This window comes from Methylobacterium sp. Leaf113, assembly GCF_001423325.1.
Lineage (GTDB): Bacteria > Pseudomonadota > Alphaproteobacteria > Rhizobiales > Beijerinckiaceae > Methylobacterium.
The window spans coordinates 237478-258557 of sequence record NZ_LMNJ01000012.1; the positions used below are offsets into that span (position 1 = coordinate 237478).

General features: G+C 68.0%; 18 protein-coding genes. 9 read left to right on the forward strand and 9 right to left on the reverse strand.

Annotated features, from left to right (window positions below):
* Positions 1 to 150: 150 nt before the first annotated feature.
* Complete coding sequence (locus ASF60_RS10250) at positions 151 to 1425, forward strand: glycosyltransferase family 4 protein (protein ID WP_056184024.1); 1275 nt, start codon at positions 151 to 153, stop codon at positions 1423 to 1425.
* A gap of 125 nt (positions 1426 to 1550) precedes the next feature.
* Positions 1551 to 1733, forward strand: coding sequence for a hypothetical protein (locus ASF60_RS10255; RefSeq protein ID WP_056184342.1), 183 nt, complete (start codon positions 1551 to 1553; stop codon positions 1731 to 1733).
* A 169-nt stretch (positions 1734 to 1902) separates the two neighbouring features.
* On the opposite strand, the gene ASF60_RS10260 is transcribed toward ASF60_RS10255, so the two are convergent.
* Positions 1903 to 3585 carry an acyl-CoA dehydrogenase family protein gene (locus ASF60_RS10260; RefSeq protein ID WP_056184026.1) on the reverse strand — a complete coding sequence of 561 codons (1683 nt, stop codon included), beginning with the start codon at positions 3583 to 3585 and terminating at the stop codon, positions 1903 to 1905.
* Positions 3586 to 3797: 212 nt separating this feature from the next.
* Entirely contained in the window at positions 3798 to 4670 is an 873-nt protein-coding gene (locus ASF60_RS10265) for a DMT family transporter (protein WP_056184028.1), read from the reverse strand.
* A 156-nt stretch (positions 4671 to 4826) separates the two neighbouring features.
* On the opposite strand from ASF60_RS10265, the gene ASF60_RS10270 reads away from it, so the two are divergent.
* Complete coding sequence (locus ASF60_RS10270) at positions 4827 to 5711, forward strand: YihY/virulence factor BrkB family protein (RefSeq protein ID WP_056184030.1); 885 nt, start codon at positions 4827 to 4829, stop codon at positions 5709 to 5711.
* Between the two features lie 127 nt (positions 5712 to 5838).
* Positions 5839 to 6663 (forward strand): transglutaminase-like domain-containing protein, encoded by an 825-nt coding sequence (locus tag ASF60_RS10275; protein ID WP_056184031.1) that lies wholly within the window; start codon positions 5839 to 5841, stop codon positions 6661 to 6663.
* Between the two features lie 161 nt (positions 6664 to 6824).
* On the opposite strand, the gene ASF60_RS10280 is transcribed toward ASF60_RS10275, so the two are convergent.
* Positions 6825 to 8600, reverse strand: a complete 1776-nt coding sequence (locus ASF60_RS10280) for a glucan ABC transporter ATP-binding protein/ permease (RefSeq protein ID WP_056184033.1) — start codon at positions 8598 to 8600, stop codon at positions 6825 to 6827.
* Between the two features lie 247 nt (positions 8601 to 8847).
* Between ASF60_RS10280 and ASF60_RS10285 the strand changes: the two genes are divergently transcribed.
* From ASF60_RS10285 to ASF60_RS10295, 3 genes are all read left to right on the forward strand, one after another.
* Positions 8848 to 9621, forward strand: a complete 774-nt coding sequence (locus ASF60_RS10285) for a motility protein A (RefSeq protein ID WP_056184035.1) — start codon at positions 8848 to 8850, stop codon at positions 9619 to 9621.
* A gap of 61 nt (positions 9622 to 9682) precedes the next feature.
* Complete coding sequence (locus ASF60_RS10290) at positions 9683 to 10516, forward strand: OmpA/MotB family protein (RefSeq protein WP_056184037.1); 834 nt, start codon at positions 9683 to 9685, stop codon at positions 10514 to 10516.
* A gap of 333 nt (positions 10517 to 10849) precedes the next feature.
* Positions 10850 to 12541 carry a methyl-accepting chemotaxis protein gene (locus ASF60_RS10295; RefSeq protein WP_056184039.1) on the forward strand — a complete coding sequence of 564 codons (1692 nt, stop codon included), beginning with the start codon at positions 10850 to 10852 and terminating at the stop codon, positions 12539 to 12541.
* A gap of 124 nt (positions 12542 to 12665) precedes the next feature.
* Here ASF60_RS10295 and ASF60_RS10300 read toward each other — a convergent pair whose 3' ends face one another.
* Entirely contained in the window at positions 12666 to 13163 is a 498-nt protein-coding gene (locus ASF60_RS10300) for a CAP domain-containing protein (RefSeq protein ID WP_056184041.1), read from the reverse strand.
* 31 nt (positions 13164 to 13194) lie between these two features.
* Positions 13195 to 15882: a DUF3772 domain-containing protein gene (locus ASF60_RS10305; RefSeq protein ID WP_056184044.1), complete on the reverse strand. Its 2688-nt coding sequence runs from the start codon at positions 15880 to 15882 to the stop codon at positions 13195 to 13197.
* Between the two features lie 599 nt (positions 15883 to 16481).
* On the opposite strand from ASF60_RS10305, the gene ASF60_RS10310 reads away from it, so the two are divergent.
* Positions 16482 to 17030, forward strand: coding sequence for an HNH endonuclease (locus ASF60_RS10310; protein ID WP_056184046.1), 549 nt, complete (start codon positions 16482 to 16484; stop codon positions 17028 to 17030).
* Between the two features lie 6 nt (positions 17031 to 17036).
* On the opposite strand, the gene ASF60_RS10315 is transcribed toward ASF60_RS10310, so the two are convergent.
* From ASF60_RS10315 to ASF60_RS10330, 4 genes are all read right to left on the reverse strand, one after another.
* Positions 17037 to 17300: a hypothetical protein gene (locus ASF60_RS10315; RefSeq protein WP_156633979.1), complete on the reverse strand. Its 264-nt coding sequence runs from the start codon at positions 17298 to 17300 to the stop codon at positions 17037 to 17039.
* Between the two features lie 80 nt (positions 17301 to 17380).
* Positions 17381 to 18304: an outer membrane protein gene (locus ASF60_RS10320; RefSeq protein ID WP_056184050.1), complete on the reverse strand. Its 924-nt coding sequence runs from the start codon at positions 18302 to 18304 to the stop codon at positions 17381 to 17383.
* 202 nt (positions 18305 to 18506) lie between these two features.
* Complete coding sequence (locus ASF60_RS10325; RefSeq protein ID WP_056184052.1) at positions 18507 to 19361, reverse strand: outer membrane protein; 855 nt, start codon at positions 19359 to 19361, stop codon at positions 18507 to 18509.
* A gap of 283 nt (positions 19362 to 19644) precedes the next feature.
* Positions 19645 to 20526, reverse strand: a complete 882-nt coding sequence (locus ASF60_RS10330) for an outer membrane protein (protein ID WP_056184054.1) — start codon at positions 20524 to 20526, stop codon at positions 19645 to 19647.
* Between the two features lie 218 nt (positions 20527 to 20744).
* Between ASF60_RS10330 and ASF60_RS10335 the strand changes: the two genes are divergently transcribed.
* Positions 20745 to 21071, forward strand: coding sequence for an MmcQ/YjbR family DNA-binding protein (locus tag ASF60_RS10335; protein ID WP_082507851.1), 327 nt, complete (start codon positions 20745 to 20747; stop codon positions 21069 to 21071).
* Positions 21072 to 21080: the final 9 nt, after the last annotated feature.

A 21080-nucleotide genomic window follows, 5' to 3' on the forward strand; every position in this document is an offset into this window, starting at 1 on the left:
GTGACGGGTGACGCCCAAGGTGACGGGCGGGACCCAAGAATGTCGGGAGACTTCCGTCGTTCTCCGCACCCGGATCAGCGATTTACCGGAGATCAACGCACGTTCGGTAAAGATCGGACGAACTGTCGTCGTCGGCCGGGACTGTCCACCATGCATGTCGTCCTCGTCGTCGACCACGCCTACATCAATGGCGGGCAGGCCAAGGTCGCGCTGGATGCGGGCCTGGGGTTACGCGCCCGCGGACACCGCGTCACGGTGTTCGCGGCGGTCGGTCCCGCCGACCCGCGCCTGGAGGCCGCGGGCATCCGCGTCGTCTGTCTCGGCCAGGACGATGTGGGCACGACGACGAACAAGTTCGCCTTCGCCGCCCAGGCCATCTGGAATCGCCCGGCGGCCCGGCGCCTCGCCGCCGAACTGCAGGGGCTCGATCCGCACGACACGGTGGTCCACGTCCACGCCTTCGCCAAGGCCCTCTCGCCCTCGATCGGGCGCAGCCTCGCGGCCTCCGGGCTGGCGCTGCTCTACACCATGCACGAGTTCTTCCTCGTCTGCCCCAATGGCGGCTTCTACGAGTATCCCGCCGCCCGGATCTGCCAGCGCACACCGATGTCCCCGGGCTGCCTGACCACGAATTGCGATGCGCGCAGCTACCCTCGCAAGCTCCTGCGGGTGGTGCGCCACCTCGCCCTCGAGCATCTGGCTGGCATGAAGGCCCTGTTCCCCCATATCGTGACCATCAGTGCCCTGCAGGAGCGGGTGATCGCCCCCCACCTGCCACCCGCGACCCGCTTCCACCGGGTCGACAATCCCATTGCGGTCGCACAGGCGCCGCTCCGCTCCGGCCCACCCGGCGCGTGTCTGTTCGTCGGCCGCATCTCCACCGAGAAGGGCGCTCCGATCTTCGCCGAGGCGGCGCGCCGCGCCGGCATCCGCCCGGTCTTCGTTGGCGACGGTCCGGCCCGCGCCGAACTCGAGGCGCGCTATCCCGAGGCGGTGATGCTCGGCTGGCGCGACGAGGCCGGTGTCCAGGCCCTGATGCGGCAGGCCCGCGCCCTGGTCTTTCCGAGCGTCTGGTACGAGGGCCAGCCGTTGACGGTGTACGAAGCGCTCGCCTGCGGTGCGCCCGTGGTCGTCAGCGACGCCTGTGCCGGGCGGGAAGCGGTGGAGGACGGCGAGACCGGCTTCTGGTTCCGGTCCGGCGATCCCGATTCCCTCGCCGCCCACCTCGTCCGTCTCTCCGACGACAGCCTCGCGGAGCGCATGAGCCGCGCCGCCTACGAGCGCTACTGGGCGGCTCCCCTGACGCCGGATGCGCATCTCGATCGCCTGGGCCAGGTCTACGATTTCGTCCTGCGCGAATGGCGGACGGCCGACCTGCGCGGCCGGCGCGTCGCGACGCGTCCGCAGGTCCCGGCGGCACTCTGAGGGTGCCGGGCGGAACCACGGCCGCGCCATCGTGGAAACCGGAGGCGCGCCCGGCGTTGTCCCGGCTCATCGTCGAGGAAGGTGCTGGCGAGGTCGCCGGCCGCCGAGCCGAGGGAGTGCCGTGCATGGCCGATCATCAGAAGACCCCCGAGACCGACATTATCTCCACCACCGGCAAGCCTGCCCCGAAGGGGTCCGACGGGACTCGTCCCGCGAGCCAGACGGGTGAACGCGACGAGCGTCTTGACGAGGCCCTGGAGGAGACGTTTCCGTCGAGCGATCCCGTGTCGGTGAAGATCACGAAGTAGCCCTTCGCACGGCTTCCCGCTCGCTTCGGCTTCCGAAGCGGGAAACGCAGAACGCCGGGGCGACGATCGCCCCGGCGTTCTGCGTTTCTGGACGGAGACCCGGTTCGGCCCCCGACCACGACGGAGAGGGCGCTCCGCCGGATCGGGTGAGGTCGGTGCCGCTCTCGGCTCAGGCGGTTTCGAGCAGGCGGCGGGCGATGACCTGAGCCTGGATCTCGGCGGCACCTTCGAAGATCGAGAGGATGCGTGCGTCGCAGAGCACGCGGCTGACCGCGTATTCCAGCGCGAAACCGTTGCCGCCATGGATCTGCAGGGCGTTGTCGGCCGCAGCCCAGGCGACACGGGCGCCGAGCAGCTTGGCCATGCCGGCTTCGAGATCGCAGCGCTTGCCCTCGTCCTTCTCACGGGCCGAGAAGTAGGTCAGCTGGCGGGCGATGTTGATCTCCACCGCCATCATGGCGATCTTGTCGGCCACACGCGGGAAGTTGATCAGCGCCTTGCCGAACTGCACCCGATCCTCGGCGTAGCGCAGGCCGAGATCGAGGGCGTTCTGCGCCACGCCGATGGCGCGGGCCGCGGTCTGGATGCGGGCCGACTCGAAGGTCTGCATGAGCTGGGCAAAGCCCTTGCCCTCGACCTCACCGAGCAGGTTGCCCGCCGGTACTTCGAAATTGTCGAAGGCGAGCTCGTATTCCTTCATGCCGCGGTAGCCGAGCACGTGAATTTCGCCACCGGACAGGCCGGCGACCGGGAAGGGCTCGGCATCGGTGCCGCGCGGCTTCTCGGCGATGAGCAGCGACAGGCCGCGGTGGCCCTTCTCCTCGGGCTTGGTGCGCACGAGGCAGGTCATGATATCGGCGCGCACCGGATGCGTGATCCAGGTCTTGTTGCCCGAGATCTTCCAGACGTCGCCGTCCCGGACGGCCTTGGTGCGCAGCGAAGCGAGATCGGAGCCGGTGTTCGGCTCGGTGAACACGGCGGTGGGAAGCGTGTCGCCCGAGGCGATGCCGGGCAGGAAGCGGTGTTTCTGCTCCTCGGTGCCGCCACAGAGGATGAGTTCCGCCGCGATCTCCGAGCGGGTACCAAGCGAGCCGACACCGATATAGGCGCGGGACAGCTCCTCGGAGACCACGCACATCGAGATCTTCGGCAGGCCCATGCCGCCGTATTCCTCGGGGATGGTCAGGCCGAAGACGCCGAGTTCGGCCATCTTGGTGACGATCTCCATCGGGATGTAGGCGTTCTGGCTGTGCCACTCATGCGCGTGCGGCACGACTTCGGCGAGGCCGAACCGGCGCATCTCGGAGCGGATCGCCTCCATGTCCTCGTCGAGGCCGGACTTGCCGATGGTGGCCGCACCGCCGTTGTCGCGGATGCGGGCGACGAGCGCGGCGCGGTTCTCAGGGGTGTTGCCCTCGGCGATGAGAGCCTCGACCGCCTCGGTGCGGAACTTGGCCACCTCACGGGCCGCGAGGCCCAGGGAGCCGGTGGGACGCACCATCTCGCCCTGGCTCATGGGAATGCCGGAGAACATCTGGTCGAGGTATTCGCCGAGGCCGATCCGCACGAGCAGGCTCTCGGTCTCGCCGAATTCACCCGCCTCGGTCAGGCGCTGCGCGTAGGCGCCAAGCTCGCGCACGCCCTCGGCATAGGTGGCGATCCAGGCGAGCCCGTGGGTCGCGTGCTGCTCGGTCTCCATCTTCTCGGCCGAGATCTTACCCTCGTCGGACAGGATGGTGGTGCGCACCCGGCGGGTCGCCTCGGCCACCAGGCCCTTGGCCGATTCGGCCGCCTCGCGGGCCAGGGTCAGGAGATCCTGCGGTTCGGTCGAAACGACGGGGGAAGCTGACATGGCACACTCGCTGGAAAAGAGATCACGCTTTGCTGCTCATTATAGGCAGGTTTGACGAGCCTGTAGAGGCGTCTCGCCGCAGCGCGGCACTATCCCTCGTGAATTCATAATCCGCGCGGGCGAAAAACCCTGATTTCTCTTGGCAAATGGCCCAATGCTGAATTTTATTGAGATGTTTCTCAAAGAAAAAGTCACGCAGGTCCGTCGCCGAATCAGCCTCGACTGGCGATCGCGACGCCGAGGGCGGCGATGGCCATGCCCCCCATCTGGATCGGCACCAGGGCCTCGCCGAACAGAACGTAGGCCATCACGGCCGAGACCGGCGGCACCAGAAACAGGAGCGAGGCGACGCCCGCCACGGCCCCGCGCCGAATCAGAACCAGCAGCAGCAGGATACCGCCCACCGAGTTCACGACGATCGACCAGGCGAGCCCGAACCAGAGCGGCGTCGATCCATCGAAACCGCCGGTTCCGAACAGGAGTGCCGCCGGCACGGCAAGGATCGCGGCGCCCAGGAACTGAAGCGCGGCATTGCTGAGGAGGTCGCCCCCGGTGCCGTGGCGCTTCTGCCAGAGCGTCCCGCCCGTCATCGCCACCATGGCCAACAGGCATGCGGCGAGTGCCGGGACCGGGATGCCGGCGGGATCGGAGGCGCCGATCTTCGGGGCCAGCACCAGGAGCGCTCCCGAAAACCCGGTGGCGATCCCGAGCCAGCGCCGCCCGCTCACCGGCTCACCGAGAAGGCGACCGGCCAGCATCGCCGTCAACAGGGGCTGGAGGCTGCCCACGAGAGCGGCGATGCCCGCCGGCAGCCCATGCTGGACCGACCAGAACACGCCGATGACGTAGATCCCCTGCATCAGGATGCCGGCGAGGGCGGCATGAAACCAACCGGCCCGGTCGCGCGGCCAGCGTGCCCGCAGGGCGAGGGCCAGGCCCACGAGGACGAGGGCGACGCCCACCACCCGGATCGCCACGAAGGTGAAGGCCTCGGCATGCGGCGCCACGAAGCGGGCCGCGACGAAGCCCGTCGCCCAGATCAGAACGAACAGGGCCGGGATCAGGGACGAAGTGAATGGTGCCATGGCAAGGCCGCAGGCATCACAGTGCCCCCGGGATTTCAAGCCGGTTCCGCGCGGGGTCGGCCGGCGGCCCGTTGCGCAATCGGGTCCCGTTGCGTTTAGAAGACAGCCCGCCGCTTGGCGCCCCATCCTGATCGCTCAAGGACGAACCCCCGCCCCGTGAGTCGCATCCGCAAGCCTTTCGAGATCGCGAACGTCGCCGCGCAACGCTTCGTCGCCCATGACGGCTGGGCCATCGCCAGCCATATCGCGCTCTCGACTCTCACCGCCCTGTTTCCGTTCCTGATTCTGCTCGGCGCCCTGGCCGGCCTGTTCGGCACGAAGTCCCTCGCCGATGGGGCGAGCGACCTCATCTTCGATGCGTGGCCGCGCGCCGTCGCCAATCCCATCGCGGGCGAGGTGCACCGGGTGCTCACCGAGCAGCGCGGCGGGGTGCTGACCCTCGGCGCCCTGCTGGCACTGTACTTTTCGTCCTCGGGGGTCGAGAGCCTGCGGGTCGGGCTCAACCGCGCCTACGGCCTGCGCGAGGTCCGCCCGTGGTGGCTTACCCGCCTGGAATCGATCGGCTACGTCGTGTGCGGCGCCTTCGCCATGCTGGCCTTCGCGCTCCTCGTCGTGCTGGGCCCGCTGATCTGGCGCAAGGTGATCAACGTGGCGCCGGGACTGGAGCCCTTGAGCCTGACGGTGGCGATCGGCCGTATCGGCATCACCGCCTTCCTGCTCCTCACCGTGCTGGTGATCGCCCACAAGTTCGTGGCCGCGGGGCGCCGCTCGGTGCTGGCCGTGGTGCCGGGCATCGCCGTCACGCTGTTGCTCTGGTTCCTCGCCGGCCTCGGCTTCGGCTATTATCTCGACCGCTTCTCCAACGCCTACGCCTCCACCTACGGAGGGCTCGCCACCGCGATGGTGTTCCTCGTCTTCCTGTACTGGCTCGCCGCGATGTTCCTGTTCGGCGGCGAGATCAATGGCACCGTCATTGCAGCGCGGCGGGTGCGGCTCCAGGCGCGGATGCAGGAGAAGCAGGCCCGGGCCAGAGGGCTCTGACTCGGCTGCTTCATCTGCGCGCAGGGCGTGCGATGACATCCGCCTGTGACCTCGGCGGCCTAGTGTCCCCGGCCGGGCGCGGGCAGTGAGGGCTGAGCGGCGCGGCGGCGAGCCCGGGGGAGTTTCGATGCGGATCAGGTTCGGTTGCGAGATGGGCTATGATTTCCCACAGCCGACCCCCGTCATCGCCCGCCTGAACTCTTTTCCGGTCAAGGGCCTGGCGGCGGTGCCGCCGGACGTGCTCACCCTCGATCCGCCCCTTCCGGTGCGTACCTTCCGCGACGTCTTCGGCAACCGCACGGTGCGCTTCGTGGCTCCGGCCGGCGCCGTAACCCTGAGCGTTCACGCCGAGATCGACGACGATGGCGCCCTCGACCCGGTGGTCGCCGATGCGGCCGAGCATGCGGTCGAGGATCTGCCGGAGGAGGCTTTGCCCTTCCTGGTGGCGAGCCGATACTGCGAATCGGACCTGCTCTCCGACGAAGCCTGGAGCCTGTTCGGCCATCTCGAGCCCGGCTGGTCGCGGGTTCAGGCGATCTGCGACTACGTCCACGGCCACATCACCTTCGGCTACGGCTACGCCCATGTCGACCGTACCGCCGCCGATGCCTTCGCGAGTCAGCGCGGCGTGTGCCGCGATTACGCGCACCTGTTCGTCGCCTTCTGCCGGGCGCTCAACATCCCGACCCGCTACTGCACCGGCTATCTCAGCTTCATCGGCGAGCCCGAACCGCATGGGCCCGGCGACTTCGCCGCCTGGACCGAGGTGTATCTCGGGGGGGCCTGGCACGTGTTCGACCCGCGCAACAATGCACCCCGCCGCGGTCGCATCCTGGTGGCGCGCGGCCGGGACGCGGCGGACGTTCCGCTGACTCATACATTCGGCTCGAACCGCCTGACGCAGTTCCGGGTCTGGGCCGAGGACGCGCGGACGTCGGTCCCGTCGGACTGATCCCCCGCGCTCTCCGTCCTGACAAACGGGCCTCGGCGCCCCCCTGCGCGGGCTGCGTGTCCGCGCCACCCGACCCCGGCACGAAGACGCCCTCCCCCGAGGGTCGGGAGAAGGCGTCAGTCGGTGGGCCTACGGCGCGCTGGCGTCAAATACGCCGGGGGTCAGGCTGCCAGCGCCATCCCGTCCGGCTCCTGCGCCGCCATGAACTGTGCCCGGGCGAGATCGGCGAAGCGGCCGTTCTGGGCGACGAGGTCGTCGAAGGTGCCGGATTCCACGATCCGGCCCTCGTGGAAGACGAGGATGCGGTCGGCGTTGCGGATGGTGGCCAGCCGGTGAGCGATGACGAAGGTGGTGCGGCCCTCCATCACGGCCTCCAGAGCGCCCTGGAGCTTGCGCTCGGTGGTTGCATCGAGGGCGGAGGTCGCTTCGTCGAGGATCAGCACCGGCGGGTTCTTGAGCAGGGCGCGGGCGATCGACAGGCGCTGGCGCTCGCCACCGGAGAGCGAGCGGCCGCGCTCGCCGATCACCGTGTCGAGGCCGTCCGCCTGGCGGGCCATGAACTCGGTGGCCTGGGCCCGCTCGAGGGCGTCGAGCATCTCGGCATCGGTGGCGTTCGGCCGGCCGACCTGAAGGTTCTCGCGGATGGAGCGGGCGAACAGCATCGGCTCCTGGAACACCACGCCGATGTTGTGGCGCAGGCTGGACAGGCCGATGTCGCGAATGTCGGTGCCGTCGATGCGGATGGCCCCATGGTCGGGATCGAAGGCGCGGTGCAAGAGGCCGAGGGTGGTCGACTTGCCCGAGCCGGTGGTGCCCACGAGGGCGATGGTCTGGCCGGCCTGCGCGGTGAAGGAGACATCCTCCAGGGCCTTGCGGCGGGCCGTGTAGGAGAAACCGACGCTATCGAAGGCGACCTCGCCGTCGAAGCGCGCGACCTGCTGGGCGCCGGGACGGTCGTGAACGGCCGGGGTGGTGTCGAGGATCTCGAAGAACTCGTCGATCTTGGGCATCTGCTGGAACAGGCCGTTGATGCAGGTGGCGACCTGATCGAGGCGCGAAACCAGCATGGTGGCCAGGCTCATGAAGGCCACGACCTCGCCGACGCTGGCCTGGCCGTGCTGGTGCAGCGCGATGCCGGTGATGAAGATCGCCGTCATGGTCAGGGTCGCGGAGGCGCGGGTGGCGACGTTGGCGAGCGCCCACCAGGACAGGACCGGGATCTGCGCGGCGAGCAGGTTGCGGATGATGTCGTGCATCGCCTCCTTCTCGGCCTTGGCGCGGGTGAAGGACTGGATGACGGCGACGTTGCCCAGGGCGTCCGAGGCGTGCTCGGCGAGGCCCGACTGATAGGCCTCGACCCGGCCCTGCAGGGTCTCGGTGCGGCGCATGACCATCGTGGTCAGGGCGGTGAAGGCGAGCACGAGCACGACCAGGATCGAGCCGAGCTGCCAGTTCACGAACAGGGTCATGGGCAGGAGGACGATCAGCGACACGAAGGCGACGAAGTGGTCGCGGAAGAAGCCGAGCCAGAGCCAGAACATGCCGTTCGAGCCTTCCAGCATCGCCTTCAAGACGCGGCCGGAATGATTGGAGGAATGGAAGGCGAGCGGCAGCTCGAGCACGTGCTCGAAGTAGTTGGCCATGGCGGTGAGGCGGTTGCGGTGAGCCAGCCGGTCCGCGTGCAGGGCGATCGTCACGCCGGCTGCGATTGTGAACAGGCCGAAGCCCACCCAGGCGCCGATCAGGGGCGCCAGCGTGGCGAAGGCGTTGGTGCTGCTCTTCAGATGGGTGAGCTGGTCGATGATGCGGCCCATCAGCAGCGGCTCGGCGAAGGCCGCCACTGCGAGCGCCACGTTAGCGCAGGCCAGGACCGCCGCCAGACGGCGGTCGGCACCCAGGAGACCCATGACCCGTGCGTAAAGACGAACCAACGACATGATACCGTGTGCTCCGATCCCTGACCGGGTTGCGCGAACGCATCCCGGCGGAGGCCGCCAAATCCTTGGCGTGGCGTGCCTTATGTCCGGCGCTCCCTGAACAGTGCATGACGCGATCACACGGTGTTTGGCCAGAGACCGCCGGCGTTTTTACGGTTCGTTCAACCTGAATGCGTAACGGTGGGAGCGGCGCCTCGTCGTGCGGTGCCAACGCGGCATGCGGGCAGCCGCTCAGGCTCGAGTGATCATGGATCTCGCAACCGGTATCGGCCTCGTCGGCGGCTTCGCCGTCGTCTTCATCCTGATCATGATCGACGGCGGCAATTTCGCCGCCTATTTCGACAAGCACGCGGTCATCGTGATCTTCGGCGGCGCCACTGCCGCCACGATGATGCGGTTCCCGTTCTCCACCATGATGCACGGGCTGCCGATGGGCCTGCGCTACGCCTTCTCGATGCGCGCCATCAAGCCGCGCGACCTTATCGAGGAGATCACCAAGATCGCCGACGTGGTGCGCAAGTCCGGCCCGATGGCCCTGGAAAACATGGAGATCTCCGACCCCTTCCTGGCCCAGGGCGCGCGCTACATCGCCGACGGCTACGACCGCGAGTTCATCCGCGACACGATGGAGCGCGACCGCGACAACTTCCTCATGCACCTCGACGAGGGCTCGAAGATCTACCGGGCCTTCGGCGACTGCGCCCCGGCCTGGGGCATGATCGGGACGATTCTCGGCATGGTGACGATGTTCGCCAACATGTCGGACCCCTCGAAGCTCGGCCCCGCCATGGCGACCGCGCTGCTCGCCACCCTCTACGGCGCGCTGATCGCCAACATGATCACCCTGCCGCTGGCCGACAAGCTGCATGTGAAGCTGGAGGAGGAGGACGTCTCCCGCTCGCTGATCATCGACGGCATCCTGCTCATCCGCGACGCCAAGAGCGCTTCCCTGGTGCGCGAGATGCTGATCGCCTACCTGCCGCACAACCACCGTGACGAACTCGTGGCCGAGCCGGCCTGATGGCGCGGGTTCGCATCGGGCGCAGTATCACGCATGACTAAGAACAAGCGCGGTACCGCTCATGGCTAAGAAGAAGCGCGGCGGCGCGCATGGCGGCCACGGCTGGTTCGTGACCTTCGCCGACCTGATGGCGCTGCTCATGAGCTTCTTCGTCATGATCGCGGCCTATTCGACGCAGGATCAGAAGAAGATGCAGGCGGTGGCCGGCTCCATGCGCGATGCCTTCGGCGTCAACAAGGAATCGCGCTTCGCCGGCATCATCGAGAAGGACGGTCTGGCCCATGCCGACAAGGTGAAGTTCCGGCGCGACATCCCGCCGGAGCTCGCCTCCGATCACACCACGCCGCCGGCCGTGGACGGCAACGTCGACGAGGGCATGCCGGACAAGGGCTATCCCGACGGCGCGGGTCTGGCGGCCGCGAGCCTGCGCCAGGCGCTTCAGGACATGCCGGAGGTGGCCGAGCTTTCGAAGAACATCATCGTGGCGCCCTCCCAGCGCGGGGTCGACCTGTCCATCGTCGACCAGGACGGAGCCTCGATGTTTCCCGATGGATCGAGCCGACCGAACCCCCGCACCCGCCGCCTGCTCGAACGCATCGCCGTCACCCTGCGCAAGATGCCGAACCGGATCGCCATCACGGGCTACACCGCCACCGACCGGCCCGGAACGCGCGCCCCCGCCCCGCCCTGGGAACTCTCGGCCAACCGGGCGATCAGCGTGCGCGAGATCCTGGCGGGCAGCGGCGTACCCGACGACCGTTTCGCCTCCGTCGCCGGCAAGGCGGACACCGAGCCGATGTTTCCGGACAACCCCTACCTGCCCGCCAACCGCCGCGTGACCGTGACGCTGATCAGCGAATCGTCGCCTTCGCCGCGGATGAAGCACTTCCCCTGACGGTGGAGGGCGTTTCCGACCGCCGGTCGGATCGCCCCCGATGTCCCGACACCGCGTCCACCGCACAGCCTCGTCCTTCCGGCGCCCCACCCCGCGCATGGCGGCGGCCTGCCGGACGATCACCACCTCCCCCGACCGATCAGCCTACGCCGCGGCCCCGCCGCGAGCGGACGATGCTGTCGCGCTTCTTCCTCCTGGGGGCCGAAATTGATAAATGATAGGGAGGCGTAAGACATAGTTATAAAAGATAAGACTAGCTCTTCGACAAGCGGATTTTTTCGCCACAGACGGGAGCAGAAGGCTTTTTGCACCCGCAACGAAGAGACATTCTCAATGTTGTCCCGGCTCATCAACCTCAAGATCGCTGCGAAGATTGGTGCAACCCTTGCTGTTGTTCTGGCGGCTTCCACAACCGTTTCGGTTGTATCGCTCCGAAACCTTTCGGCGATTGAGGAGGCCAACCAATGGACACGCCACACCTACCAAGTGCTGGGCGAGATGAGCCGCCTCACCGGCGCGATGGTCGATCAGGAAACGGGGGTGCGCGGCTATCTCGTCTCCGGCGATGACGCCTTCCTGGCCCCTTACAAGGCGGGCCAAGCCGTCTTCGCCACCTCCCTGGGCGCGGTGCGGCAGCTGACCTCGGACAACGCCCGCCAGCAGGAGCGGCTCCGCGCCGTGGAGGGCTTCGCGCGGCAATGGCAAGGGGACGTCGCGGAGAAGGAAATCCGCCTCATGGCCAATCCGGCCACGCAGGATGAGGCGCGCCGCGTCGAGGCTTCGGGAGCCGGCAAGGCCTCGATGGACGCTCTCAGAGTCAAGGCGGCCGAGATCGTGGCCGACGAGGCGTCTTTGCTGGAGACCCGCGGGGCCGCCGCCGCCGCCGCGACCCTGGCGTCCCGGCTTGCGAACTGGATCGGGATCGGCGTCATCCTCCTGGTCTCCGCACTCAGCCTGCTGCTGCTGCATCTCGGGATTGCCCGGCCGATCCGGGCCATGACCGCCATGATGGCGCGTCTCGCGGCCGGGGACCTGTCGCTTGCGGTTCCGGGGGCCGGGCGTCGCGACGAGGTCGGCGCGATGGCGGCGGCGGTCGGCGTGTTCAAGGACAACCTGATCCGGACTGCCGAGCTGGAACGGCAGGCCGAACTGGCGCGGGCCAGCATCGAGGTCCAGCGCCAGACCGCCATGCGCGAGCTGGCCGATGGGTTCGAGCGCGCCGTGGGCGGCATCGTGGGCGCGGTGGCGGCCTCGGCCACCGAGTTGCAGGCGACCGCCCAGGTCATGAGCACGACGGCGACCGAGACCAGCAATCAGTCGACGAATGTCGCCGCCGCGGCCGAGGAAGCCGCCACCAACGTCACCACGGTGGCGTCGGCCGCGGAGGAACTCGGCTCCTCCGTCGCCGAAATCGGCCGGCAGGTCGACGGCTCGGCCCATCTCGCCAATCAGGCCGCCTCCCAGGCGGCCGAGACCACGATCCTGGTCCAGGCCCTGTCGCGGAGTGCCGCCAAGATCGGGGAGGTCGTCGGTCTGATCTCCAGCATCGCCGGGCAGACCAATCTGCTGGCGCTCAACGCCACCATCGAGGCGGCGCGGGCCGGCGAGGCGGGCCGCGGCTTCGCGGTCGTCGCGACCGAGGTCAAGGAACTGGCGAGCCAGACCGCCCGTGCCACGGACGAGATCGCCCGGCAGATCAACGAGATCCAGGATTCCACCGGCCGCGCCGTAGGCGCCATCGAGGGGATCGCCAACCAGGTCCGCGAGATGAGCGTGGTCGCCACCACCATCGCGGCGGCGGTGGAGCAACAGGGGGCTGCCACCCAGGAGATCGTGCGCAACGTCGCCCAGGCCGCCAGCGGCACGGACGTCGTGACGACCAGCATCACGGGCGTGGCCAATGCGGCCGCCGGGACGGGAGCGGCGGCCGAGCAGGTCCTGGGCGCAGCCTCCGAGTTGTCGCGCCAGAGCGAACATCTCGACGGCGAGATCCAGCGCTTCCTCGCCACCGTCCGGGCCGCCTGACAGCCTGCGGCAGCCGACCGGTCAAGGAGCCAGCCTACGTCACGAGGAATCCAAGCTTGTCGGCTTGGGTTCCCTGGCTGGCAGAACCCGTCAGGCGCACCGGCGGGAGGCTCCTGCCGGTGCGCTATTTCGCCAGCAGCAGCGCCCAGTAGACCTTGTATTTCGAGCCCGACGCGTAGGCTGTGGCGATGCCCATGCGCTGGGCGGTGGGCGACAGCATCGCGGCGTTGTGTGCCGGGCTGTCCCGCCAGCCCGAAAAGGCCTCCGCCAGGGTGTGATAGCCGGCCGACAGGTTGGCCTCAGCCGATTCGAAGCCGAGCCGCTCGACGGCGTTCTTCACGGTCTGCGCCTTGCTCGGCCGATCCGCCATCGCCATGGAGGCAGCCTCCGCCTCCGCCAGTTTCTGCAAGTCCGGATCGAGGCGCAGGGCACCCGCACCGCTGCGGGCCCGATAGGCCGAGATCATGTCACGCGCCGTCGCCGTGTCGACCTGCGCCGTCTGGGTGGTCATCGGCCAGTACAGGCTCGGAAGGGTCGCGTTCACGGGCTCCGGGGTGGCGCATCCCGTCAGGAGCCCGATCCCACCGGCGGCGAAGCCGATCCCCAATCCCTTCACCGACATCCGCCTCACCACGACCCGATCTCCCTGACGTTCAGGTTCCCGCGCGCCGGCGCGCCGCCTCGGCCGAGCGCATCGGCTCGGCCTCGTCGAGACGGTCTTCCGCGGCCCGAGCCGGACCCGCCTGCTCGCCGGGCCGCTGCGGCGGCGTGAACGTGCTGGCGATCTGGCCCATGGCGGACTGGAAGGAATCCAGCCCCTGGACCGTGACCACGCTGGAGCCCGGGCCGAGAGCCGGGATCATTCCGGCCCCAGACAAGGTCTGGAAGACAGCAAAGTTCAAATCGTTCTGCACTTTCAGGCTGAGGCTGATGTCGACGATCATCGCGATCAGCTCGAATTCCAGGAACGGGTCGCCGATCTTGCGGAACACCACCCGGGGCGGCGGCTCCTTCAGCACGTCCGGCTGGGCCTGCGCGCAGTTCATCAGCAGTTCCGCCGCCCGGACCGGGTCCTGATTGCGCAGGACGCTGACCGTGATGCTGACCCGGCCGGTCCGGTCGCCGCGCACGCGGTTCTTGACGATGCCCGAGATCAGGTTCGAGTTCGGAACGATCACGGCCGACCGGTCGAAGGTCTGGATCTCGGTGGAGCGCACCGAGATGCGCTTCACGATGCCCTCACTGTCACCGATGAGCACCTGATCGCCGACGCGGATCGGTCGCTCCCACAGCAGCAGAAGACCGGAGACGAAGTTGTTGACGATCGATTGCAGGCCGAAACCGATACCGACCGAGAGCGCGCCGGCCACGATGGTGAGCTTCTCGAGACTCAGGCCGAGATACGAGAAGGCCAGCGCCAGGGTGAGCAGGAAGCCGACATAGCCGGCGATGGTCGAGATCGAGTTGCGCAGGCCCGCGTCGAGGTCGGTGGCCGGCAGGTAGGTCTGTTCGAGCCAGCGCTGGATCGCCCGCGTCAGTGTCATGCCGAGGATCAGCAGGCCGATCGCCAGCGCGATGGTGGAGAGTGAGATCGTGACGTCACCGACCTTGAAGCCGAAGAAGGCGGTCCGCACCGAACTGAAGACGTCGGTCGAGTCGAGGCCCCAGGGGGCGAGCGCCAGCAGGGCCGCGATCAGCACCAGGACCACGCGGGCGAAGCCCGAGGCCAGCACGGCGATCTGGTTGATCGAGCGCTTGCGCAGGCCGGTATTGGCCTGGAGCGCCGTGGCGAACTTGGTGTCGTCGCCGAGCGTCCCGCCGATGAAGGTGTCGGCGCTTGAGGTCAGCAGGAACAGGAGGACCAGCAGGCCCGCCGTCCACACCAGCTGGTCGATGACGAAGGCCGCGAAGGCGACGTAGCCGACGAGGGCGGCGATCGCGATAACCACCGCGGCCGCCCAGCCGAGGAGCCGCGCCGGGCCGCCGATGCCGGTGGTGGCTTCGGGAGCCACGTAGGGACCGAAGCAGGCCTCCTCCTGCTCGGCCGAATCGGCGAAGCGGTGCAGGCCGATGGCGAGGATGAGCGCGGTCGCCAGCGCGCCGATGCCGCGCGTGGCGATCGAGATCGGTAGGGCCGCCGAGAGGCCGGAATTCAGGGCCTCGATCGACTTGACCACCGAGATGACAACGGCGATGCCGACCGCCAGTCGCGTCACCCGCGAGGCGGCCGCATCGCTCATGGTGGCGACGCGCCAGGACGGCTTGCCCGGGGAGAGCAGCCCGTCGGCCAGGGCCTCGACATAGGCCACGAAGGCGAGACCGCCTAGGATGGCGCCGGCCACCGGCAGGAGCCGCAGGGGCAGGAGGTCGGTGGCGTCCAGGGCGTAATAGACCGCGTAGCTGCCGATGATGGCCGGGATGGTTCCGAGCAGAAACACCCGCCAGGCCGCCAGGAGCTTTTTGCGCTGCGACGGGGCGACGGCCTTCGCGTCGCGGCGGCCGAGGCGGGGCGCAATGTTGCGGCGGCCGAAATACAGGGCGATCGAGATGCCGAAGGCGACCCCGAGCAGCAGGAGGTTGCCGATGGTGCCGTTGCGGGCGAACAGCGCCACGGTGTCCTCCACCGCGCTCTGGAGCGCCCGCAGATCGCGCGGGACATCCGCCGCGATCCGCATCCACAAGTCGGGGCTGACCAGGGCGGTCGAACGCTCGAACAGGCCGCGGGTGAAAGCCGCACGCCTGCGGTTGGAGACCTGGTCGATAATCTGATCGGTCTGCACCAGCAGCGAGCGAGCGAGGCGCTGGGTCTCGTCGATCTCGGCGACGGCGTGCTCGCGTTCCGTCCGCTCGCGCGCCACGTCCTCGCCCTCCTCGCCCTCCTTGGGCTTCGGACCGAGCTGGGTCAGGCGCTCCCGGGCGGCCTCCAGGCGCGGCGTGGTGATGTCGATGACGTGGCGGATCTTGTCGGCGATCCCCTCGATGCCTTCGCGGGCGCGGGTCAGGTCGCCGCTGCCGACGTTGGGCCCGCTCAGGATCTTTTCGCGTTGTTCCAAATCGGCCTTGGCTGCGTCGAGCTCGGCGCGAACGTTCTGGATCTCTTCGGAGACCGCCGGCTTCGGTACGGCCGGTTTCGCCTTGGCCTCCGCTGGCGCCGCCTTCGGGTCCGCCGGCGCGGGCTTGGTCTCCGCAGGCGCCGCAGCGGGGGCGGGCTTGGCCGGGGCCGTCGGCGTGCCCTGCGCGACCGCACCGATGGGAGCCAGCACGAGGGCCCCGAGCCAGGCGGCGATCACCGCCGCCCTCCGGATGCCCCAGGGTGTCTGGCCTCTCGGGATACCGCCCATGTCGATCCTTTCGCGCCGCGCCAACGCGCGCTCGTGGCCCGCCGTCACGCGCCGCTTCGCCGAGCCGCTGGCAACCCGCAGGGCTCGAATCGCCCCAGCAGGATCTGTGCGAGTCGGGGAGCAGGGAGCGGCTGTGGCCCGCCCCATCGCCGAGCAATGGGGCGAAAGGCTGACGAAGTGGCGGTTTCCGGGCAGAAACGCGGACCTGCGCGTCCGGGTTGTGGGCGCGACGTCGTGGAAAGCCGGAGTGACCTTCACAAGCGTGTCACGCTGATATTAGACTAAGCCCCGATGGACTTGGCCTTTTCGTTCCCGTGCGAGGAGGTGGCGACGCCCATCCGCGCCGATGAGCGTCGCCACGAACCGGGCGTTCCCGCCCGATGCGACGGCTTTTGGCCAACGTCCGGCAAATCTGCCTTCGGCGTGTCACCGCTCCGGCCCCACCAGCCCCATCGCGGACACCCGGTTCCCCCGCTCTTCCGTCGCGCGCCTCGACGCCCCGGATTGCGGAGATGTCTGATCTTTCACCAACCCGGGACGATGCGTCGGCCGATTCCTGCGCGTTGTCCCCTCGTTGACCCGTCGAGAGGGTAGCGCCGATGCTGGATCTCCAAACGCTCGTCCTGAATGCGGATTACCGGCCGCTCTCCTACAATCCGCTGTCCCTGTGGTCCTGGAAGGACGCCTTCACCGCCCTGTTCCTCGACCGGGTCACCCTGGTCGCGAGCTACGATGTCGAGGCGCGGTCCCCATCGCGGTCCCTGCGGGTTCCCAGCGTGGTCGCTCTGAAGAGCTACGTAACCCTGGCGCGCAGTCCCGCCTTCACGCGCTACAACATCTACCTGCGCGACACCTTCTCCTGTCAGTATTGCGGTTTGCGCCTGCCCTCCGGGGGCCTGACCTTCGACCATGTGGTGCCGCGCTCGCGGGGCGGCCAGTCGAGCTGGGAGAACGTCGTGGCGGCGTGCTCCCCCTGCAACCTGCGAAAGGCCAACCGCACCCCGGCCGAGGCCGACATGCCGCTCCTGCACGAGCCGCACCGGCCGACGCGGCACGAACTGCACCGCCGCCAGCCGGAATTCGACCACCGGGAGTACCACCACACCTGGCTCGATTACCTCTACTGGGACACCGAGCTGGAAAGCTGAGGCGGTCTACGGGGTGGGGAAGCGCGGCGGCGGCTCGTTATAGAGCGGAAGCGCCAGGGAGCGCGGCGCGCGAAGGACCGGCGCCAGGACCACGGTCCGAAGCGGCGGCGGCGCGACGTAGGTCGGGTCGCGATAGGCGATGTCGGGCGGAAGCAGCGGGCGCCGATAGGCCGGCCCGGGCTCTCCCCCCGCGAGAGCCATTCCGACGCCCGCGGGCATCGTGAGCACGCTGCCGACGAAGACGCTGCCGGCGAGCACGAGTCGAAGCATGGAGAACATCCCGGCGGGCGCAGGCCAACTGCGGCTGACGATCGAACCGCCAGGATAGGGGCGACTGCTTAACGGTACACTCAAAATTTCACCGCGGCACCGGCACGCACGGTGTTGATGGCGACGCGGTTGGCGGCACTCTCCTGGAAGTCGTTGAGCATCACGTACTGGTATTCGGCCCGAAGCAGGATGTTGCTGGTGAGGGCAAATTCGAGGCCGGCGCCGAGGACGAATCCGCCCATGGTCTTGGTCTTGGCGTTGCGCACCCGCCTGGTTGCCGGGATACCGGCTTCAGGGTTGTTCGGATCGAAGCCGCCATTCACGTAACCGAAATCCTTCACGGCAACGGCCTTGGCGCCCACCTGGAGGGCTTGATTGGCTTTGTAGGCGGCCGCGTCGTAGCCATGATACTGAATGGCGACCGATTGATCGACATGAACGCGGCCGATTGCCAGACCACCGGTGATGTAGGGCAGGAAGTTTCCGATCGCGTAGCCGCCACGCGCCCGCAGCGTCCCGTAATCCTCGACGCGTGAGGTGGCCGCCCCGTCGAGGGAGACGCTTTCCATGTAGCCATCGGGACTGAGCTTGAAGCGAGCGATGCTGTCGCGCGCCGAAGTGGTCCGATCGAAGCGCGTGTAATCAGCTTCGATACCGATCACCGTCTCTTCGAACTGATAGTTGAAACCAATATACGCGCCGTAGCTGGAACCCTCCGTGGTGCCGGTCCGCGAAGGGAGCAGGGTCGAGGCGCCAAAAAGGCTCTCAGCCGACGACTCCCGCAATTCGTTCAAGATCAACGGAGCGTAGACGTTCTTGAAGCCTGCGGAGGCGGACGTATACCCGCCATGCCCGCCGACATAGATGCCGTTCCAGTCGATGACCTGGATCTCGGGCTCGTAGTCCGACCCGCGCAGCACGCCGTAATCGAGGTCGGCCCCCTGCGCCGGCGCGATGACCCCGAGGGTGAAGCTGGCCAGGAGCGCGAGGGTTGCGGTACGCATCGATGTCGTCCTAACGGCGCAGCCCGATGGGTGAGAGTGCTGTGCCTGTAGCCTGGTTCTACTTGAGTAACCTTAACGCTCCGTTGCGGTTTGCGATTTGATGTAGTGGAGAGCCGTCCCGTGGCGGGACGGGACTCGGGAGGACGCGGCGCTCCGACGCTCCCCCGAACGAGGTGCGCCGAGAGCCTGTGGGTCCCCTCCCCTACTCGTAGGGATTCCGGCTCCAGCTCGGGACCGCCAGGCCGGGCAGGCGACCGGAGGCGTCGGCGAAGCGGTAGCGCAAGCCAACCCGGACCTCGTGCGAGGCCAGATCCTTCAGACGCGAATCGTACCCGAAGGCATCGACGCCGGTCTTCGCCCGGCCGAGATCGACGTAGCGGTAGCTGGTGTCGAGGCTGAGGCCATGGCCGATGTCGTAGGAGACGCCACCGGTGAGAGCCCAGGCGAGGGAGGTGACGGACCGGCTCGGCCGGCGCACCGCGTCGCGCGGGCCCGTGCCCGCATTGTTGTCGCAGAATTCGAGGATGCAGGTGGTCTGAGTGTAGGCCTTGGCGAAACGCTTGTCGGCGAAACCGATGCCGCCGCCGATATAGGGCGTCAGGCCCCACCAGGTGCCGAGATCGGCATAGACGTTGACGAGGCCGGTGAGCACGTCGATCTGGCCCGCCTCGACATTGTAGCCGGTCACGAAATTGGACCCGGACGAATAGGCGCTGTAGCGCGCGGATATGCGCTGATCGATCGTGGCGTCGACGCGGAGCCAGTTGCTGATCCGGTAGCCGATGCCGCCGCCGTAACCCGGCACGGTCTCGAGGCTCATGCGCGTCAGGGGAACGATCGGGCTGCCGTCGGCCGGTCGCGGCGTTGCATCGCGCGGCCGGGCGTAGTCGCTGACGGTGGCGTCCACGCGCAGATACCAACCCTCGCCAATCGCTACCGGTGCGATCGGCGGCGGCGGGGGCGGCAGAAGATCGGCGGCCCGTACGGTCGTGGCCCAGCCGGATGCGGAGAGTGCGAGGGCGAGTGCCGTCGCGGTGCGGAATCGGTGTGCGGCCATAACGCCCTCGAACTCACGGTACGCGTGGCAGACCGGGCGCCGGAGACGCGGTGCGGATTGCCGTTCTGGCGATCCTGCACGGGAAGCGTTAGAGAGGACTTAACCCTAACCCTCTGCTGCGAAAAGGTTTTCGTCACCTGAGGATTTCACCCCCATGCGACACAGCAGAACGGCCACGCGAGCGGTCTCCCGCTGTCGTGGCCGTTTTGGATCGGTGCTTGATGAACGTTCAGCGGTCGCGACGACGAGGGCGGCTTGGCGGCTCCCGACTGTCGTTTCCGGATCAGTACTTGCGGATCAGCGGGGCGGGCTCGGGCTGGTACTCGACGACCGCCGGGGCGACGACGCCTCCGAGCAGCCAGCGCATGCCGATCCGGACGTCGTGGGAGGTGATGTCCTTGATCTTGTAGACGGCGCCGCCGCAGCCCGGATCGTTGATGCAGGTCACCGGGTTGGAGCCGACATGGCCGAGGTTCATGTAGCGATAGCCGAGTTCCAGCTTCACGTTCGGGGTGACGCTGTAGCCGAGGCCCGCCATGGCGGCCCACGCGAAGGTGTTGGTGTTCTTGTCCTTGGCGTAGCCGTAGCCACCCGAGGCGGCGCCGAAGCCGGAATCGTTGAATCCGCTCAGGCGGTGAAAGGCGGTACCGACGCCGCCGCCGACGAAGGGCGTGACCCCGTACCAGGTGCCGAGATCGATGTAGCCGTTGGCCATCACCACCACCGACGACAGGTTGGCGTTGTAGGCGTTCACGCCCTTGCACGGATAGGCGTTGTCGCCGCCGCAGACGGAGTCGTAGCTGTCCTGGAAGCGGAACTTGCTGCCGCCCCGATATTCCGCCGTGATGTCGCCGTGGAAGTAGCTGCCGAACTGGTAACCGACGCCGCCGCCGGCGAAGTAGCTGTCCTCGACCGACTTCTGATCGTAGCGGTAGCCTGAAGGAAGGCCCTCGCCATGCACCGTCGTCGAGATGGCACCGACATTGGTCGCGCCGACTCCGACATCGCCGCGCAGGTACCAGCCGCCGCCGATCTCGACCGGCGGGGGTAGCGGCTCGGGCGGCAGCGGGGGCAGCAGATCCGCCGCTTGGGCGAGGCAGGGCGCTGCCACGCTCACAATGAGCGTGATCGAGCGCGCCAAGGCAGACAGCTTGGTGCGGCGCATCGGATGTCCTTCAATCGACCGTGTGCCGGAAGCTCAAGACGCCGGCGGGATGACGAGGACACCATGGTGGGGAAGTGTTAAATCGGATTTAACGTTAAATCTTATCCTTGCCGAAGCGTTGACACCGGTTTGGTTGTATTGCGACGGGCACTTGCGAGCATCGTCCAGCAAGAGACATCGCGCTTCACGATGACCAGGGAGACGTCGCGTTCGTGACCATGAAACCCGAGGATGTTCGGCGTCTGGCCCGTGCCCTGCCGGAAGTCGTCGAGGGCGCCCATAGCGGCCATCCCGACTTCCGCGTGTGGGGACGCATCTTCGCGACGCTCTGGGTCGAGGAAGAGCGAGTGGTTCTGCGCCTGTCGCGCGCCCAGCAGGCGGAATGGATCGAGGCTGAACCCGACCGCTTCGAGGCGATCGAGGGCGCCTGGGGCCGCCGGGGCTGGACCAATCTCAATCTCTGGGAGGCCGATGAGGACGCGCTGCTTGCGGCCCTCCTGGCCGCTTGGCGCGAAGTCGCGCCGGCGGATGAGGACCGGATTTGAGGCCGGGCT